At 32.9% G+C, this 18,489-nt stretch carries 16 protein-coding genes; 7 read left to right on the top strand and 9 right to left on the bottom strand.

The window, feature by feature from the left end; all coding sequences use genetic code 11:
* Positions 1–53: 53 nt before the first annotated feature.
* On the bottom strand, positions 54–2,639 hold the full coding sequence (gene leuS / locus RBR53_07820) for a leucine--tRNA ligase (protein ID MDY0132561.1): 2,586 nt from the start codon (positions 2,637–2,639) through the stop codon (positions 54–56).
* Positions 2,640–2,898: 259 nt separating this feature from the next.
* Between leuS and RBR53_07815 the strand changes: the two genes are divergently transcribed.
* The 7 genes from RBR53_07815 (at position 2,899) to topA (ending at position 10,740) form a co-directional block, all read left to right on the top strand.
* Positions 2,899–3,633: a hypothetical protein gene (locus tag RBR53_07815; protein MDY0132560.1), complete on the top strand. Its 735-nt coding sequence runs from the start codon at positions 2,899–2,901 to the stop codon at positions 3,631–3,633.
* A 77-nt stretch (positions 3,634–3,710) separates the two neighbouring features.
* Positions 3,711–4,028 carry a preprotein translocase subunit YajC gene (yajC, locus tag RBR53_07810; GenBank protein ID MDY0132559.1) on the top strand — a complete coding sequence of 106 codons (318 nt, stop codon included), beginning with the start codon at positions 3,711–3,713 and terminating at the stop codon, positions 4,026–4,028.
* 25 nt (positions 4,029–4,053) lie between these two features.
* Positions 4,054–5,604, top strand: a complete 1,551-nt coding sequence (secD, locus tag RBR53_07805; GenBank protein ID MDY0132558.1) for a protein translocase subunit SecD — start codon at positions 4,054–4,056, stop codon at positions 5,602–5,604.
* A gap of 15 nt (positions 5,605–5,619) precedes the next feature.
* Entirely contained in the window at positions 5,620–6,648 is a 1,029-nt protein-coding gene (gene secF, locus RBR53_07800; GenBank protein MDY0132557.1) for a protein translocase subunit SecF, read from the top strand.
* Positions 6,645–7,343 (top strand): tol-pal system protein YbgF, encoded by a 699-nt coding sequence (gene ybgF, locus RBR53_07795; protein ID MDY0132556.1) that lies wholly within the window; start codon positions 6,645–6,647, stop codon positions 7,341–7,343. Before secF ends, ybgF begins: the two co-directional genes overlap by 4 nt.
* A gap of 11 nt (positions 7,344–7,354) precedes the next feature.
* Positions 7,355–8,449, top strand: coding sequence for a DNA-processing protein DprA (dprA, locus tag RBR53_07790; GenBank protein MDY0132555.1), 1,095 nt, complete (start codon positions 7,355–7,357; stop codon positions 8,447–8,449).
* A gap of 2 nt (positions 8,450–8,451) precedes the next feature.
* The gene (gene topA, locus RBR53_07785) at positions 8,452–10,740 is read left to right on the top strand and encodes a type I DNA topoisomerase (protein MDY0132554.1); all 2,289 of its coding nucleotides are present in this window, start codon (positions 8,452–8,454) and stop codon (positions 10,738–10,740) included.
* A 122-nt stretch (positions 10,741–10,862) separates the two neighbouring features.
* Here the strand turns inward: topA and efp are convergent, their stop codons facing one another.
* From efp to RBR53_07745, 8 genes are all read right to left on the bottom strand, one after another.
* Positions 10,863–11,426 carry an elongation factor P gene (efp, locus tag RBR53_07780; GenBank protein MDY0132553.1) on the bottom strand — a complete coding sequence of 188 codons (564 nt, stop codon included), beginning with the start codon at positions 11,424–11,426 and terminating at the stop codon, positions 10,863–10,865.
* Positions 11,427–11,509: 83 nt separating this feature from the next.
* Complete coding sequence (locus RBR53_07775; protein ID MDY0132552.1) at positions 11,510–12,298, bottom strand: hypothetical protein; 789 nt, start codon at positions 12,296–12,298, stop codon at positions 11,510–11,512.
* Between the two features lie 4 nt (positions 12,299–12,302).
* The gene (locus tag RBR53_07770) at positions 12,303–12,527 is read right to left on the bottom strand and encodes a hypothetical protein (protein MDY0132551.1); all 225 of its coding nucleotides are present in this window, start codon (positions 12,525–12,527) and stop codon (positions 12,303–12,305) included.
* 22 nt (positions 12,528–12,549) lie between these two features.
* Complete coding sequence (locus RBR53_07765) at positions 12,550–13,647, bottom strand: DUF3524 domain-containing protein (GenBank protein ID MDY0132550.1); 1,098 nt, start codon at positions 13,645–13,647, stop codon at positions 12,550–12,552.
* Positions 13,648–13,653: 6 nt separating this feature from the next.
* A complete protein-coding gene (locus RBR53_07760) occupies positions 13,654–14,280 on the bottom strand; it encodes a thermonuclease family protein (protein ID MDY0132549.1) in 627 nt (208 codons plus the stop codon).
* A gap of 1 nt (position 14,281) precedes the next feature.
* The gene (locus tag RBR53_07755; protein ID MDY0132548.1) at positions 14,282–15,388 is read right to left on the bottom strand and encodes a radical SAM protein; all 1,107 of its coding nucleotides are present in this window, start codon (positions 15,386–15,388) and stop codon (positions 14,282–14,284) included.
* Between the two features lie 315 nt (positions 15,389–15,703).
* A complete protein-coding gene (locus RBR53_07750) occupies positions 15,704–18,085 on the bottom strand; it encodes an ATPase, T2SS/T4P/T4SS family (protein MDY0132547.1) in 2,382 nt (793 codons plus the stop codon).
* A gap of 22 nt (positions 18,086–18,107) precedes the next feature.
* On the bottom strand, positions 18,108–18,479 hold the full coding sequence (locus RBR53_07745; GenBank protein MDY0132546.1) for a hypothetical protein: 372 nt from the start codon (positions 18,477–18,479) through the stop codon (positions 18,108–18,110).
* Between the last annotated feature and the right edge of the window lie 10 nt (positions 18,480–18,489).

The raw sequence follows: 18,489 nt of genomic DNA, 5'->3' as shown, positions 1-18,489 counted from the left end.
AAAATATCTAAGGCCTTTAAATTTTAAGCCGGTAACCAAACCGGCTTAAAAAATTAAACAACAATGCTTAAGAGTTTGTTTTTTATATAAATAACTTTTTTAAGAGATTTACCCTCTGTATGCCTTTTAACTCCAGGATCTTCAAAAGCAAGCTTTTTAACTTCTTCTTCATCAGTATCAGGAGAAACATTTAGCTTTGCCCTTAATTTTCCGTTTATCTGAACAACAACAAGAACTTCATCAAGAACAAGAGATTTTTTATCAACTTCTGGCCAAAGCTCTTCTGTAAGAATTGAATCATGACCTGTTAATGTCCAAAGCTCCTGACAAAAATGGGGAACCATTGGTGAAAGAATAAGAAGAACAGACTCCAGTGAGTGGACTAAAACTTCTGGATTTAATTCATCTTTTTTATCAATAGAAGAATAAATAAGGTTAACAAGCTCCATAACCACAGCAATTGAGGTGTTGAAATGGAACCTGTCAATATCAGCCCCTGCTTTTTCTATTGTTTCATTTGTTTTTCTATAAATATCCCTTGAAACTCCTGAAAGGCTGTTAAAATCTCCTTTAAAGGAAGAATACCCCTTAATTTCATTAAGAAGTTCTATAATAAGCCGCCAAACTCTATTTAAAAATCTATTTGCACCTTCAACTCCTTCTTCTGTCCATTCAAGATCTCTTTCAGGAGGAGCTGCAAATAATGAAAAAAGTCTTGTTGTATCAGCACCATAATTTTCAATTAAAGAATTTGGATCAACAACATTTTTTTTGGATTTGGACATTTTCTCCTTGCGCCCAACTTCAACATCAGATCCGCACAAGGTACATTTAAGACCTCCTTTTTCTGATTTCACCGCATTTTCAGGATAAATATAACCATCAATGGGACATCTCATTATTTCTTTACAAACCATTCCTTGGGTAAGAAGATTTTTAAAAGGCTCCCTTGATGAAACAAGACCTAGATCATTTAATACCCTTGTAAAATATCTTGAATATAAAAGGTGCATTACAGCATGCTCTACACCTCCAATATATTGATCAACAGGCATCCAATAATCAGCAGCTTCCTTTGAAAACATAGCTTTTTCATAGTCAGGAGAACAATACCTTAAAAAATACCAGGAAGATTCAACAAAAGTATCCATGGTATCTGTATCTCTTTTGGCATTGATTCCGCATTTTGGGCACTTAACTTTATAAAATGATTCAAGAAAAGGAAGGGGAGAATTTCCGTTTTCCAAAATATTTACATCTTCTGGTAGTTCTACAGGAAGCTCTTCTTCATTTACAGGCACTATCCCGCATTTTTCGCAATGAATCATTGGGATTGGTGTTCCCCAATATCTTTGTCTGGAAATCCCCCAATCTCTTAATCTATATGTTACCGCAGTTTCTGCCTTATTTTCTTTTCCAAGTTTTTCAACAATTAAATTTTTGGCTTCTTCATTGTCTTTTCCATTAAACTCATCTGAGTTTTTCAAAATACCAGGAAGAGAATATGCTTTTTCTAGGTTTTCTAAAGTTAAGTCTTCATTTTTGGGAGTTATTACAGGAATAATTTCAAGGTTATATTTTTTTGCAAAATCAAAGTCCCTTTGATCATGGGCAGGAACTGACATCACAGCACCTGTCCCGTATTCCATAAGAGCAAAATTGGCCGTATAAACAGGAATTTTTCTGTTATTTATAGGATTTATACAATAAACTCCTGTAAAAACTCCTTCTTTTTCTGCTGTTTCAATTGCTTTAGCAGTTCTTTCCTGTCGGGCAACCTTTGACTTAAACTTGTTTATTTCATCAAGTTTTCCTGAAAAAGAAGCAAACTTTTCCACAAGGGGATGCTCAGGAGCAAGGCACATGAATGTACATCCAAACAAAGTATCAGGTCTTGTTGTAAAAACCTTTATATTTTCATCAATGCCCTCAACTTCAAAATCTATATAAGCACCTTCACTTTTTCCAATCCAATTTTTTTGCATTGTTGTTACTTTTTCAGGCCAGCCAGTAAGCTTGTCACAATAACTTAAAAGCTCTTCAGAATAATCAGTGATTTTAAAAAACCATTGGTTAAGCTTTTTCTCCTGGACTTCGCTACTGCACCTCCAGCATTCACCATCTTCAACCTGTTCGTTTGCAAGCACTGTTTGACACTGTTCACACCAGTTGACACTCGCCATTTTCCTGTATGCCAGGCCTTTTTTATACATTTGAATAAAAAGCCATTGCTCCCATCGATAATATTCAGGAGCACAGGTTGTGACTTCCCTTGACCAGTCATAACTGAACCCAAGTCTTTTGAGCTGGTTTTTCATATTTTCTATATTTGCATATGTCCATTTTGCAGGATGGGTATTATTATCTCTTGCGGCATTTTCTGCAGGCATTCCAAAAGCGTCCCAACCCATAGGGTGAATTACATTGAAGCCTTTCATTTTTTTGTATCTTGCAGTAAGATCTCCTATTGTATAGTTTCTTACATGGCCCATATGGAGATTACCTGAAGGATATGGAAACATTTCAAGAAGGTAAAATTTTTCTTTGGCTTTATCTTCATAAACTTTAAAACAATTGTTTTCTTCCCAGTATTTTTGCCATTTTTTTTCTATATAATCAGGATTATAGTCTTGTCCCATATATTTTTTCCCTCCAGAAATTTAGTTTAAAATTTTTTATACTCATGCCATATCAAAAGTTAAATGGCAAGAATACATTATCTTTGATAAAATGACCCGAAAATTTAAATCTTAAGGGAAGCGTTTTGTTTATATAAAATTTCTGATACTTTTAAAAAGGGTAGGAAAAAGTTTTTATGTTTTGTATAAAGTGTAAAATCTTATTTTTATAATTCAGGACAAAAAATAAGTTCAACCATTTAACTTTGGCGGCTTTATTATGAAAACTAAAATTATTATTTCAATAGCTCTAGCATCAGCTATTGCCATTGCTGGTCTGATAATTTTCAATCAAACAAAGAAACCAACACCCCAGGAAATTTATGAAAAAGATACGAAAAAAGAAATTAAAGTTCCCACTAAGGCAATGATCTCAATTAAAAACTCTGATGATTTAAAGCTGATGAAAAAAAGAAAAGAAGAATACGGGGTGGAAAAAGGTCTTGACATGGTTTTAAAGTCTGATGAAAAAACTAAGATTAACGGACAGGTAATTGATTTAAAGTCAATTGAAGAACAAGATAAGGTTCTCAGAGGAGACTTTGTTTCAACAGATCTTAAAATAAATGAAAAAATAACCCCCAAAGACTATGGACTTTATCTGGTTAAAAAAGGCGACAATCTTTGGACTATTCATTTCCGATTACTAAAAGAACTTTTTGCAAAAAAAGGAGTAACTTTAAGTGATGGAGCTGATCAACCTCTAAATGGAGGATACAGCTCAGGAGTTGGAAAAATACTGAAGTTTTCTGAAGAAACAGTAAGTGTTTACTCACTTGAAACAGGAAAACTAACCAAAGATATCAATATTCTTGAGCCTGAAGGAAAAGTTGTAATATATAAAATGACTGAAATAATAGAACTTTTAGACGATATTTCTATGGCTAATATCAAAAATGTTGTTTTTGACGGAAAAAATCTCTGGATAGACAGTGTAAATTCACAAGACAATTGACGCTTGGGTATTTTTCATTTATACACACTATATTTTATTTTAATTAAACTTAAATTTTATTCTTAAGGAGGGATATTTTGATTTCTGAAGCTTACGCAATGGGTGAAAGTGGTGTCTCAGGTGCACAGGGTGGTTTTGGAGCCTTTGTACCATTAATTATAATGTTTGTTATTTTTTATTTTCTTCTTATCAGACCTCAGCAGAAAAAAGCCAAAGAACATAGAGAAATGATTGGCAGCCTTAAAAAAGGAGACAGGGTGATAACAAGCGGAGGAATTTATGGAACAATTTCTTCACTAGACGAAATAAATGTTACACTTGAGGTTGCAGAACAAGTAAAAATAAAACTTGTAAGAGGCAACATCGTTTCTGTACTAAACAAGGAAAATGCGTAAAACGCCAAACTGAGAGGATATCATCTTGAGACCCATTCCCTGGAGAGCAATTATAGTCTTTTCTGTAATAATAATATCAGCTGTACTTGTAATTCCTACTTTCAATCCTGATATCTGGCCCTATAAGCAGATAAATCTTGGACTTGATCTTCAGGGAGGTATGCATTTGGTAATGCAGGTTGATACTGACAAAGCTGTTGAAAACAGGACTGAAAGACTTGTTTCCAGCATAAGAGAAGAACTCAAAGATAAAAAAATAAGGTATAGAGCTGTTACAAAATCAGGAATATCTAAAATTGATATTACAATTGAAGATAACGAACAATCAGATAAACTTTCTGAACTTTTAAAGAAAAACTTTCAAGAACTTTCAATTGAAAAAACTTCTTCAGGGAGTAACTTAGTCAAGTTTGTCCTCAGGATGAATGAAAATGAAATAAAAGATATTAAAAAGCTCTCGGTTGCTCAGGCCCTTGAAACAATAAGGGGAAGGATTGACGAATTCGGTGTATCAGAACCAGATATAAGAAGACAAGGCGAAAACAGAATTCTTATTCAGCTTCCTGGAATTGATGACCCCCAAAGAGCTAAAAATCTCATTGGTAAAACAGCTCAGCTGGAATTTAAAATTGTTGACGAAAAAGCTGAGCTTAACAATCTTCCTATAACAAGCGAAATTGCCTATCAGATTTCTGATATAGACAATTCCAAAATGCCGTTTATTCTTAAAAAAAGAACCCTTCTTACAGGTGAATACCTTACAGATGCAAGGGTAAATTTTGATTCTCAGTTTAACGATCCTTACGTTTCAATTGAATTTAATACCAAGGGAGCAAGAATCTTTGATCAGATCACTTCTGAAAATATTCATAAAAGACTTGCCATTGTTCTTGACGGAAAGGTTTACTCAGCTCCTGTAATTCAAGACAGAATCTCTGGAGGTCGTGCTCAAATAACTGGAAGTTTTTCAACTGAAGAAGCTCGTGATCTTGCAATTGTACTTCGTGCAGGTGCCCTTCCCGCTCCTGTTAATATTGTTGAGGAAAGAACTGTAGGCCCCACTCTTGGAGCAGATTCGATCAACAAAGGACTTATCTCCATGATAGTTGGCGGTTCTTTGGTTATTTTCTTTATTGGATTTTATTATAAAGGAGCAGGACTGATTGCTGATTTTGCCCTTATAATAAACATTCTTCTCATCGGAGCAGGACTTACTGCCTTTCAAGCAACCCTTACTTTGCCCGGAATTGCGGGTATGATTTTAACCATAGGAATGGCAGTGGACGCTAATGTATTGATTTTTGAAAGAATAAGAGAGGAACTCCGACGTGGTGTATCAAATTATGCAGCGATTTCCAATGGTTTTGACAGAGCAGCCATTACTATAATGGATGCAAACGTAACCACTCTTATTGCTGCTGTTGTTTTGTTCCAGTTTGGTACTGGCCCTGTAAAAGGCTTTGCAGTTACTTTAACTCTTGGTATTCTTTCAAGTCTTTTTACAGCACTTTTTGTTTCAAGGGTAATATTTGATTATATTTACTCTGGAAAAGGGACTAAAAAACTTTCTATCTAAGGGGAATATTTTCGTATGGAACTCATTAAACCCGGAACTAATATAAATTTTATCGGTCAAAGAAAAATAGTATTCTTTTTATCATTTTGCCTATTAATTGGAAGTGTTCTCACTCTTATTATTAATAAAGGTCCCAAGTATGGAGTAGATTTTGCCGGTGGAACTCAATTTATAGTAGAATATAAATCACCTGTTTCCACTGCGGAAGTAAGAAAAACACTTATTGATTCAGGACTGGAATCACCAGTGATTCAAAAATTTGGTGATGATAACCAAAATCAGTTCCAAATAAGACTTCTTGATTCTGAACAAATTGAAACTTCTTTTATAAAAAACTTTTCTTCATATATTTCTGTGGAAAATAATAAAGCAGAAGTATTAAGTGTTGACATGGTTGGTCCTCAAGTAAGTCATGAGCTTCGTTCAAAGGCCCTTCTTGCAATTTTTTACTCCCTTTTATTCATTACCATTTATATTTCTGGTAGATTTGAAATGAAATGGGGAGAAAGTGCTGTAATTGCAGGAAGTTTAATGGGTACAGTATACTTTCTTTCATTATTTAATATAAGCATTGCCTACCTTATTCTTTTTGCACTTATAGCAAGCCTTATTATTTTCTGGTACAGGGATCTTAGGTTTGCAATGGGGGCAATTTGTGCTCTTATCCACGATATTATAATTACTGTAGGTCTTTTTTCTCTTTTAGATATTGAATTCAACCTTCCAATTATTGCTGCTTTACTTACCATAATTGGATATTCACTAAATGACACTATCATTATTTTTGACAGAATAAGGGAAAATCTCAAATCAGAAAAAGAAAAATTAAGCCTGGCAGAACTTATCAACAAAAGTATAAACGAAACTTTAAGCAGAACTATTCTTACTTCACTTACCACTCTTTTAGTTTTGTTTTCTCTTTTTATTCTTGGAGGGGGAACCATTCATGACTTTTCCCTGGCAATGATTGCAGGGGTTATTATAGGAACCTATTCTTCAATTTTCATTGCAAGTCCAATTCTTCTGGTATGGGAATCAAAATGAGAAACAAATCCTTTTTAAAAGTATTTACTCAAGACTTTAAACCCGGAATACTAATTCCAATTGTTTTGGTTTTATTTTTTATCACAGGATGTGCTTCAAAAAACTCTTCAAAAACAAACCAATCTCCAGTTGAATTAAAACTTATTGATGAGAGAATGACTGCTGTGGAAGAAAAAATTGACAAGCTCTACAGCAGACTTTCAATTATTCAATTCATGGTTGATAACCATGAGCAAATGATAAAAGTTACACCTTCTTCAGAAAAAACATCGGAAGATAAAAATCTTTCAGTTGAGAGTTTAAAGCCAGAGGAAACTTATTTAAGTCCCCAAAAGCTGTATTCAAGAGGGATTGACTTTTTAAAAAAGAAAGACTATCAAAATGCAATTAAAACTTTTGATGAGTTTTTAGACAAATATCCCAATGAAACTTTGGCTGACAATGCCCTTTACTGGAAGGGGGAATCTTTTTATGCTCAAAGCTACTATGATAAATCAGCAGAAATTTTTGAGCTTGTAACCACAACTTACCCTGATGGAACCAAATGTCCTGATGCTATGCTAAAAGCTGGATATTCTTATTTAAAACTTGGAAATAACAAAAAAGCCAAAGAAAGTTTGCAAAAGGTTATAAAGACTTGGCCCTTTTCAAACGCAGCACCCAAGGCTCAGGCTAAACTAAAAGAAATTTTATAATCAATCAAATTATGGACTCAGACATTTCTCCATGGCTGGTTTTAAAATCAGTTAATGGAATTGGAAATATTTTAATTAAAAGACTTTTGGAGAAATTTTCCACCCCTGAACAAATTTTCTCATCTCCAATAAACAAACTGTGTTCAATAGAAGGAATGACCCAAAAAAGAGCAGAATCAATAAAAAAAGCCAAAGAAACAAAGTTTATTAAAGATGAAATAAAAATTGCTTTAAAAGAAAATATAAAGTTTGTTAGTTATAATGATAAAAATTATCCTGTTCTTTTAAAGGAAATTATTGACCCTCCTCCTTTTTTATATTTGAGAGGCAATCATCCTCCAGATATTGTTTCAATTGCAATTGTAGGATCAAGAAATGCCAGTACAGAAGGAAGGGCTAAAGCCTCAAAACTTTCATCAATAATTTCCAAATCCGGAATAAGGGTAACAAGTGGAATGGCTCTTGGTATTGACGGTGCAAGTCATAGTGCTGCTCTAAATTTTCCAGGAAGTACAACGGCTGTTCTTGGAAGCGGGCTTTTAAATATTTATCCTCGTGAACATAGGGCCTTATTTAAAAATATAATTGATAAAAACGGGGGAGTTTTTTCAGAGTTTTTTCTTAACCAAACTCCTGAGGCATTTAACTTTCCAAAAAGAAACAGAATTGTTTCAGGTATTTCCATTGGAGTTGTGGTAGTTGAAGCTGGAGAAAGAAGCGGTGCTGTTATCACAGCAAAACTTGCAGCAGATCAGGGAAAGGAAGTGTTTGTTGTTAATCTTGAACATTCAAATTCACCAGGAACAGACAAACTCGAAGAGCTTGGAGCAAAAAGAATAAAAAACTCTGATGAAATTTTTGAAGAGTTTCCCTGGCTTAAAATTCAAAGTTCCAAACCACCTCTTCAAAAGAAATCTCTTGATTTTAATGAGGAGTCTGTGATTAAAGCACTTAAACAGACTGAAATACCTCTTAACATTGATGAGATTTGCAGAAGTTGCAATTTAAGTTATTCAAACAAAATCGGTGCTGTACTTACAAATCTTGAACTTGAGGGAATAATCAAACAGCTGCCGGGAAAATTTTATTATCTGACAGAGGATTAAAATTGAGTAAACCACTACTGATAGTGGAGTCTCCCACAAAAGTGAGAACTCTGATAAAATACATTGGAAAAGACATTGATGTTACTGCAACTGCAGGACATATCAAAGATCTACCTCCCAAAAAAATTGGGATTGATATTGAAAACAACTTTTCTCCTGAATATGAAGTAATCAAGGGTAAACAAAAAACAATCAAGGCTCTTAAAGATGCTGCCAAAGGCAAGGATATTATTTATCTTGCCCCTGACCCTGATAGAGAAGGAGAAGCAATTGCTTTTCATACTGCAGAAGTTTTAAAGAAAAAAGATAGAAAATTCTACCGGATTCTTTTACATGAGCTAACAAAAAACGGAATTGAAGAATCTGTTAAAAATCCTTTGGAACTTGATAAAAATAAATTTGATGCCCAGCAGACAAGAAGAATTTTAGATCGTCTTGTGGGCTATCAAATCTCCCCACTTCTTTGGAAAAAAATTCAAAGAGGCCTTTCAGCAGGAAGGGTTCAGTCTGTATCTGTAAGAATGATTTGTGAACGGGAAAAAGAAATTCAGGCTTTTGAAAAAGAAGAGTATTGGCATATTACAGCTCTGCTTTCAAAGTTTGACACTAAGGAAAAATTTGAAGCAAAATTAGTTAAAAAAAATTCAAAAAAGCTTAAGATAACCAATAAAGAATCAGCTGACAATGTTTTAAAAGAGCTTGAAAATAAAGACTTTATAATAAAAAAAATACGTAAAAAAAAGATAAGCAAATCACCACAACCACCTTTTATTACAAGTAAAATGCAACAGGATGCCATAACTAAGCTCAGGTTTTCTGCCCAAAAAACAATGACCATTGCCCAGCAGCTTTATGAAGGGATTGAACTTGGAAAAGAAGGTCATGTTGGTCTTATCACCTATATGAGAACAGATTCAATCAGAGTTTCAAAAGATGCTTCAAATGAAGCTTTTTCCTGGATAAAAGAAAATATTGGAAATGAATATGCACCTAAATCGCAAAGAGTGTTTAAAAATAAAAATAAAGCTCAAGATGCCCACGAGGCTATAAGGCCAACTTCTGTTTTTAAAACTCCGGAAGAAATTAAAAACTATCTCAATAGAGACCAGTTTTTATTATACGAACTTATATGGAAAAGATTTGTTGCCTCTCAAATGACAAATGCTTCCATTGATCAGGTTTCCTGTGAAATTCTTTCTGGAGACTATACTTTTACAGCTTCAGGTTCAACTACAGCCTTCAAAGGTTATATGGCGGTTTATCAGGCTGAAACTCCAAAAAAAGCTGAGTCAAAAGAGCTTCCTGTTTTAAGTGAAAAAGAAAAGCTCAAAGAAGAAAACATCACTCCTTCTCAGCATTTTACCCAGCCACCTCCAAGATATACTGAAGCTTCCCTTGTAAAAGCTCTTGAAGAAAACGGGATAGGAAGACCTTCAACTTATGCAGCTATTCTTTCAACAATAAAGAATAAAGGTTATGTGGTTTTAGAAACAAGAAAGTTTTTTCCAACAGAACTTGGAATAATTGTAAATGACCTTTTGGTTGATAATTTTCCTGAAATTTTAAATGTCGATTTCACAGCCAAATTTGAAGATGATCTGGATAAGATTGAAAATTCAGAACTTAAGATTTCAGATGTGTTAACCAGCTTTTATAAAAGATTTGAAAAAAATCTAATTGAAGCTGAAACCAATATGTTAAGCATAAAAGGCGTGGGTCTTTCTACAGGAATGAAGTGTCCTCAATGTGAAACTGGTGAACTTAAAATCAAAGTAGGTAAAAACGGACCCTTTATAGCTTGTAATCAATATCCTGAATGTACTTTTTCATCCAATTATGAAAGAGATGAGAAAGGGAAAATTCAGCTTGTTAAAAATGAAGTTCTTGAGGCAGAAATTCCAGAATCCGATAAAATATGCCCTAAATGTGGGAAGGAAATGGTTGTTAAGCAGGGTAAATTTGGACCTTTTCTTGCCTGTTCAGGTTATCCTGATTGCAAATTCACTCTTTCCCTTGCCAATTTAGGTGAAAAAAACAAAACAGGAGTAAAATGCCCTGGAAAAGACTGTTCTGGAGAAATTGTAGAAAAACGTTCTAGAAGAGGTAAAGTGTTTTACGGATGCAACAAATATCCTGACTGCACCTATGCTCTTTGGGATAAGCCGGTAAACAAGGAATGCCCATTGTGTAAAAATCCGTTTTTAATTGAAAAAGAAACAAAAAAAGAAGGTAAATACCTTAAATGTATTAGCAAGGAATGCGGATATAGAGAAACAATTGATGAAGATTAATTTATAAAACCTGAGTTCATTTTCAATTTTTGAATTTAAACCAGCCAATTTAAAACAAAATAAGTTTGCCTGAACTATAAAAAGTCATATTTTGGGCAGTTTGCAAGCTGCCCAAAAATATATTATTTTACCCTTTCAGAATAAAGACCGGTTCGTGTGTCTATTCTTACCATTTCATTTTCACTAATAAATGGAGGAACCTGGATAACCACTCCAGTTTCAAGAGTTGCAGGTTTGGTGTCGTTTGTTGCAGTATCGCCCCTTGCCCAAGGTTCTGTAGATTCAACCTTGAGATCTATGAAGTTAGGCAAAGTAACCCCTATGGGCTGAGACCCGAAAAACAAAATTTTACATACAGTGTTTTCTTTTAGAAAACCTATGTTTTCCTCACCTATTTGATCTGGTGATAAAAACACCTGATCATAGGTGGTTGTATTCATAAAACAAAAATTTTCACCATCAGGATAAAGATATTCCATTTCCAACTCTTCCAAATCTGCTTTTCCAAATTTTTCACCAGATCTGAAAGTGTTCTCAAACTGGGAACCTGTGAGCATATTCTTAAGTCTGCACTTATAAAGAGCCTGCCCCTTGCCCGGTTTAACAAATTCAAACTGGGTTATTACATGGGGATCTCCGTCATAAATTATTTTTAAACCTTTTCTTAAATCTCCGCTTTCCAGCATAAAATCTCCTAATCTTTGGAATAATTTTTATATTCCTTTTATAGTCTTGAATAGTCAAACCTGAAAATTATATATATTTAATCTTAAGAAATATTTAAATATTTCTCTGCCCTTTTTATTTCTTCAACAAATTTTTTTACCTTTTTTAAATCTTTTTTAAAACGGATATTATTTCCTGATTCATCAACAAGGTTGGTATTGGAACAGCAGTCAAGTCCATAAGGCTTTACTTTTATGGCCGAATCAAATACATTTTCAGGTGATAGACCACCAGCAAGAATAACAGGAATTTTAGAAATTTCAACCAAAAACTTTGCTCCGTCCAGATCGCAAAGTTTGCCCGTGATCCCCAGAAATCCAGGCACAGGCTGAAAATGATTTCCTTGGACAAAGTAAGTGTCTGTCAAAAAAAAATCACTTATTTCAGTAAAAGCTGAAAGGAAATCTTCAAGTTTTAATCTTAAATTTTCCTTTTCTTCAAAAGATGAACTTTCTGAAGAAAGAGGAATTGAACGCATAAGATTCAAACTTTTATTTCTTGATTTCAATTTATACTGAAATTCAAAAAAACTTTCTAAATATTTTTTTTCTAAATATTCATTTTCATAAATCAAAGATTCGCAAAGATGAAGGATATCCGGCTCAAAAAAATCTATCAACTTCATCACCTTTTCAAAATCAGTAAAAAGAGGAATTATCGAGCTTTTTCTTTTTAAGGATTTTGTTTGAGTAACCGTATCTTTTAAGTCTTGATCCTTGATAAAATTTTGGCTGTCAATAACAACAGAACCAAGATGATCTACTCCAAGTTTAATAACTTCTAAAGCCTGATCAGGACTTTGGATTTCGTATATCTGGGAAACAAGCTTCATTTAATCAGTCCTGAAGAATTAAAGGGAAATTTTTTATATCCCTTGAATAAGAGGTTAAATCTTTTTCTTTTAAAAACTTGGAAATTAACTCTCCAACCATATCTGCAGGATCAACTTCATACATTTTAAGGTTTTTTGCTTTAGCAACTTCCTTACATCTTAATTTTATGTTTTCCAATACTTCTGGATTAAGCTCCAGTATAGAATTGATTTTAACAGTTTCAGTCATTTGCTTCTCCTTTTGTTTGTTTTTATTTTAATTTCGCCAATTTTTCAAGTAATTCATCGTATTTTAAAATCATTTCAGTCCAGGAAAATTTTTCTATATCTTTTCTCAACTCCTTAACCCAGCCTTGATTGAGAAGACTTGGATTAAGCAAATAATTTTTAACCATCTTATACATAGATGAAAGATTTTGGTTCAAGACCATTTTATGATATTTTCCATTTATGATCTCAGGATATGAAAGTCTTTGGGGCAAAACAGGTACACAGCCTGAATATATAGCCTCTAAAACAGAATAACCAAAATTTTCCTGAACAGAAGTAGTCAAGGCAATATCAGACATTTGAAGAAGCCTGAAATATTCCTTCTTATCTTTAACATATCCAAAGTGAATAATTTCTTTTGAAAACTTCTTTTTTGCTTCATAAAAAACTGTGTTTTTTTTAGGTCCTTTTTCTCCTAAAATTATTAACTTAAATTCTATTTTATCATTTTTTAAAAAAGAAAGAATCTTAAAAAAATCTTCCGGGTTTTTGTCATGATCCCATCTATGATTCCATAAAATAACCGGAGTTTTATCAGGTTTTTTTTCATGACAAACTTTAAATGAAAAATCACAGCCAGGATAAATAAACTCTGATTTTTCTTTTATGGCAGTTTTTACCCAGGAAACATCAAAATCATTTTTTGGCATTCTTGAAATAATATTGTTTAATGATTTTAAAAAACTTTGTTTATGGGTTTTTGAGTTAAAATAAAGAAGATCAGATGAAAGTGCTGAGTTAATGTTTGCAAAACACAAATGATAATCAATTTTTTGATTTGAGGCTAAAGGATAATCAAGTTGATTTTCATGAAAATAAAAAAGCACAGGGGGAATTTTTTTTTTATATAAAGCTCTGAAGTCTGACAGATTGATCATATCTGTCATTATTATCCCATCATAGTCAAAAATGTTTTTGATTTTCTTTTTAAAATACCAGGACGATCCTCTTATTCTCCATTTAAAGTTTTCTGCACTCAGCTTTAAAATTTCTATTTTATGGTTTGAATGTTTTTCAAGTCCGTCACAAAACACTTTATGAGAACCGCCATAATAGGGTTCAATAAATAAAAAACGCATATAAGCCTAGTTTTTATATTTAAATATATTTGCCAGACATTTTCTTGAAGGTGAATAACCTTTGTAAAATGCCTGGAAAGGATTTTTTTCAATAAAGCTTTTTTTGCCGGAATTTTTGCAATCAACAGAGTGAAACTTCAAAGAGTTTGGATTTGCCCTCACAGGTAAATCAATCTGCAAAATCTTCTCCCATAAACCTGAATTTGAATTCATTGCCTGCCTTTGGGATAAAAGAAAATCATTAAAATATCTTGAATTATCCTTATGATTATATACCCAGGCAAGTCCTTTTTCCAAAACAAGCTTATTTACCATTCTTCCATCAGGAAGATAAACATAGGCAAGAATTCGTTTATACTTATCTGATTTTTTATCTCCAGGAACTATTTTTAAAGTTTTATTTAAAACAAGTTCTTTATTGTAATTTTTGGCCATTAAAGCAAAAGGTTGAGGATTTGATGTTTTGTGATTTGTTTCAGGTGAATCTATCCCAATGTATCTGACCACCCTTTTGTTTTTTAAAACTATAGTATCACCGTCTGGAATAAACCTTACTTTGGAATAAAAAAAATCAGCACTAAAACAAATTCCCGGAAACAAAATAAAAAGAATTGTTATTAAAGTTTTTTTCATTTTAATGACTACTCACTCCACAATGTTGTTGTACAGCTTGATCAAGAATATTTGCCAATCCTCCTTTGGCTTTTGGAGGATATCCAAAGACTCTTTCCCAAACTTTGTCATCTTCCATGCAAAAATAAAGACATAGATTTTGATCTATTTTCATAAACTCGTCATGGATGGATTTGAAAACATCAATTCTTAAAGTTTTTAAATACCTCATTTTATTGTCAGTTCCCAAAAAAAACTCGCCACACCAGATTTTTGAATCTGAAAATCGTTTTTTAATTATGTCCTTAAGGTCTGGCATGAATCTAAAAGTACCTAAACTTATATAAACTATGTTCTCAGGTGATACATAATCAAAAATTTTTCTTACTGCTTTTTTATAATCTTCTGAACAACCAGGGTAAATTACAATTGGATCAAAGTGAAATGCTAGTTTATAATCTTGTTTTTCACAGATTGAAGCAGCTTCAAGTCTTTGTTCAAGGGTTGTTGTATCTCTTTCGTCTTCTTCAATCACTTTTGGAGTATTCAAAGACCAGGAAACAATTGTTTTTTTATTATGATCAAGCTCAAGAAGATTTTCAATATTCACTGTTTTTGTTTTCAGTTCAAGAATTGCTCTTTTTTGACCTTTAAACAAATTTACAAGATATTTTGAATAATTGAAAAGTTCATCCCATACAAGTGAATCTGTAAACTCTCCAGTTCCTATTCGCCAGATTTTATTAGAATTAAACACCCTTTTGTCAAGCTCATCTTCCATTTTTTCCTGATTTAAAAAAAAACTTATTGCAGGAGGATGAAAGTATGTCTGCAAAATGCAATAAGAACAATCCATTGGACAAAAACTGCCCACATGGAGAATTTGATAATTACAACATCTATAATATTTGGTTCCCGGGCATTTTTTTAAAAAATCACCCCTATTTTTTGTAAGAATTAAAACTTCCTTGCCTTTAGACTGGGGATCTTCTGAGTTTGAAATTTCCTTCATCAAGGGAATAAGATCATTTGTTATTTTAGTTTCTGCATCCAGACTATTGATAATTTCATGGGCCAAAGGATAATTTTTACAATCACTTGTCAAATAAATTTTTTTTATATTAAACATATTTCCTGCACAAAAAAAGATGCATTTTCGCATCTTTTAAATAGTTTTTTAATATTTACAGCTTAATTGAAAGTCAAATTTTTGGTTAATCCACCATTTTTAACTGTTTATAAGTTCAACTCCTATAAGCCTGTTTCCTGACATTGTTTTTGCGGTAATTTAAGATTAATAAAGCATTTGGTAAATTATCAGCTCTAAACTCAACAATCAAGTTTTAGTTTGTTAAATTAAACCAATTCAAAACTTAAATCAAAGATTTTTTAAATTTGTTCTTTAACAATATTTCAACCAAAAATTTAAATTTATAGATTTAAGTTAATTAACACAAACCCTTCTGATTTCATTTAAATCAGTCAGCCCCTGAAAAACCTTGTCAACTCCATCTTGAATAAGTGTTTTCATTCCCTCTTCAGATGCCAGCTCAAATATTTCTTCAGTAGGAGCTTTTCTTTTAATAAGCTGCTTAATTTTGGCTGTACCTTCCATTAGTTCGTGAATCCCAAGTCTACCTCTAAAGCCCTCAGAACAATGTTCACACCCCTTGGCTTTGAATAACTTCATCTTTTCCAAATCAGACTTTTTATAGCCTGATATTTTTTCAAAGGCTTCAACTCCGTTGTAAAGTTCCATTATTTCGCCAATTTTTTTATCATCAGGTGTATATTCTTCCTTGCAATGCTTACAAAGCCTTCTTACCAGTCTTTGGGCAAGCACACCTAAAAAAGCATCTGAAAAGTTAAGAGGGTTAAGTCCCATATCAAGCAATCTTGTAATAGTTTCTGGAGCTGAGTTGGTATGAAGAGTTGAAAAAACCATATGACCTGTAAGTGAAGCTTCAATTCCAATTGCAGCTGTTTCTCGATCCCTCATTTCACCTATCATGATCACATCTGGATCAGCCCTTAAAAAAGATCTCATTACCCTGGCAAAATCAAGGCCTATTTTGGGTTTACATTCAACCTGTCTTAAACCTTCCTGAGTAATCTCCACAGGATCTTCAGCAGTCCATATTTTAACCCCTGGATTGTTTATATACGCAAGGGATGAATGAAGAGTTGTGGTTTTACCTGAACCAGTTGGACCAACAACAAGAAAAAGTCCATAGGGCTGAACAATTGTTTTTTTAATTAAAGAAAGGTTTCTTGAATTCATCCCCATATCGTCAATGTGCATTGCTCCTGAAGATGCAAGAACTCTTAATACAGCATCTTCATAACCACCGGCAGTGGGAAGAGTTGCAAGTCTTAGTTCAAACTCCCTGATTCCCTTTCTTTTAAACTTAATTTTGCCGTCCTGAGGCAGTCTTTTTTCAGCTATATCAAGATTTGCCATTACTTTTAACCTGGATATAATTCCTGCTGCAAATGAATTGGGAACCTGAAGCACCTGCTGACACACCCCATCAATCCTGTATCTTATTTTTGTCTTTTTAAGTCCCGGGGAAGGTTCAATGTGTATATCAGAAGCATCTTTTTTGTATGCTGAAAAAATTATCTGATCCACCATTCTTACGACTTCACTGTCATTATCACCAAAAGATTCAATGTCATCGTCTTCATCTTCTTCTTCAAGTTCAAAGCTATTGCTTACTGAAAATTCTTCGAAACTATCCATTTTTGGGTCATCTTCTAAATTTTTGGAAGGTGCCTCATAAAAAACCTTTATAAAAGACTTTATATCTTCAGGGATTGCAACTTGATAATTTATTTTTTTTACGTCAAGCAAATTAGATATTTGATCTGTTTTCATCAGGTTTAAGGGATCATCAATTACAACATCTATACCTTTTTCTATATCCCAATCTAAAGGCACCCACATATTTTGAAGAAGAAAATTTTTTCTAAGATTTTTTATAACTCCCACAGGAGGATCAAGATCAGGATTAAAAGATCTAAATGGGACATTATAAAAACAAGAAAGCGACTTACCAACCTCTTCTTTTGGGATTTTCATTTTTGTTATAAGAACAAACTCAACGCTTTTATTATCTGACTTTGAAATATCCCTTGCTTCTTTAAGTTTGGCAGGATCAATAAAGTTTTGTTTTATAAGGTAATCATATTTTGAATTGTAATTGTTTTTTTTCTTATGTTTTGAAATTTTCTTCTGAAGCAGAGGGTAAAAAGGATTGATAAGCTCTATTCCTTCAAAATATTTAAGAGCCTGTTCAAAATCATTCTTTTTTTCAAAAACTTCACCAAATAAAAACAAAACCTTTGTTTTTATTTCATCTTCAACCTTGCTTTGGTTAAATATTTTTTCAAGCTGAGAATAAATATTAGAAGCGGTGAATCGAGAAAACATGAAATCTGAAAATCTTTTGCTAAACTCTTCAAACTTGCCCATGGCAAGAAGCTTTCCATATTCGGTTGCAGCTTCTTCATTGAACCCTAAATCTTCAAAAGCTTCAGCACTGTCAAGTATTTCAGGAACAGTCCCTTTTCCTTTCCAGGTGTCTGAAAGTTGGTTTAGCTGCTGAGATGAAAGAATTTGATTGTCAATTTTTTCAAGCTCTTTAATATCTTTTTGAATTTCTTTGACTCGTTCAACAACAAATTTTGAAGTATCATTGTCCAAGTCTTCAAATGATAAGATTGTTTCAAATATGTGAACTGCTTCAGAAAAAAGACCGTGCTTGCAGTACGCTTCAGCTTCCTTAATTTTATAAGCAATATCTTTAACTGCAGAATCTGGCATTAGTTTCCTCTTTAATTAAATATCAACGAAATCTAAAAAATCTTCGAAAGCCTTTGTTTTTTTTAAGAGAGTCTAATTCCGGAATCAAAAGATCTGTATTAAGCCGGACAACTTCTATTGGCGTTTCTAAAGTCATAAGAACCAGTATAAAACCATGGTCAACTTTTCTAATATAGACCCTGTGTTTTATGAAAATAAGTTCAGCCTCATTAATTTCTTTAAATTGATTATTAATAAATTCCCATTCAAGTGAACCTGAATATTCTTCTATGATTTCCTTTGAAGGAATATTTTCTCCCACAGCTTCATAAATCATAAGTTCACCGTCTATAGAGAAAAAAAGTGAACCCTGGACATTTTCAATAGAATTTAACTCTGTAAATATTTCTTTCATAATCTACCCA

This window comes from Desulforegulaceae bacterium (genome assembly GCA_034006035.1).
GTDB lineage: Bacteria > Desulfobacterota > Desulfobacteria > Desulfobacterales > JACKCP01 > JACKCP01.
The sequence above is the reverse complement of the archived record's forward strand: the minus strand, read 5'-3'. Positions and strand labels throughout refer to the sequence as shown.

Bases quoted from the DNA above. Each gene is read 5' to 3' on its own strand.
- ybgF (MDY0132556.1), top strand. From the start codon at position 6,645: ATGAGAAACAAATCCTTTTTAAAAGTATTTACTCAAGACTTTAAACCC.
- RBR53_07815 (MDY0132560.1), top strand. From the start codon at position 2,899: ATGAAAACTAAAATTATTATTTCAATAGCTCTAGCATCAGCTATTGCC.
- RBR53_07765 (MDY0132550.1), bottom strand. From the start codon at position 13,647: ATGCGTTTTTTATTTATTGAACCCTATTATGGCGGTTCTCATAAAGTG.
- RBR53_07775 (MDY0132552.1), bottom strand. From the start codon at position 12,298: ATGAAGCTTGTTTCCCAGATATACGAAATCCAAAGTCCTGATCAGGCT.
- efp (MDY0132553.1), bottom strand. From the start codon at position 11,426: ATGCTGGAAAGCGGAGATTTAAGAAAAGGTTTAAAAATAATTTATGAC.
- RBR53_07760 (MDY0132549.1), bottom strand. From the start codon at position 14,280: ATGAAAAAAACTTTAATAACAATTCTTTTTATTTTGTTTCCGGGAATT.
- dprA (MDY0132555.1), top strand. From the start codon at position 7,355: ATGGACTCAGACATTTCTCCATGGCTGGTTTTAAAATCAGTTAATGGA.
- RBR53_07770 (MDY0132551.1), bottom strand. From the start codon at position 12,527: ATGACTGAAACTGTTAAAATCAATTCTATACTGGAGCTTAATCCAGAA.
- secF (MDY0132557.1), top strand. From the start codon at position 5,620: ATGGAACTCATTAAACCCGGAACTAATATAAATTTTATCGGTCAAAGA.
- leuS (MDY0132561.1), bottom strand. From the start codon at position 2,639: ATGGGACAAGACTATAATCCTGATTATATAGAAAAAAAATGGCAAAAA.
- RBR53_07745 (MDY0132546.1), bottom strand. From the start codon at position 18,479: ATGAAAGAAATATTTACAGAGTTAAATTCTATTGAAAATGTCCAGGGT.
- RBR53_07755 (MDY0132548.1), bottom strand. From the start codon at position 15,388: ATGTTTAATATAAAAAAAATTTATTTGACAAGTGATTGTAAAAATTAT.
- RBR53_07750 (MDY0132547.1), bottom strand. From the start codon at position 18,085: ATGCCAGATTCTGCAGTTAAAGATATTGCTTATAAAATTAAGGAAGCT.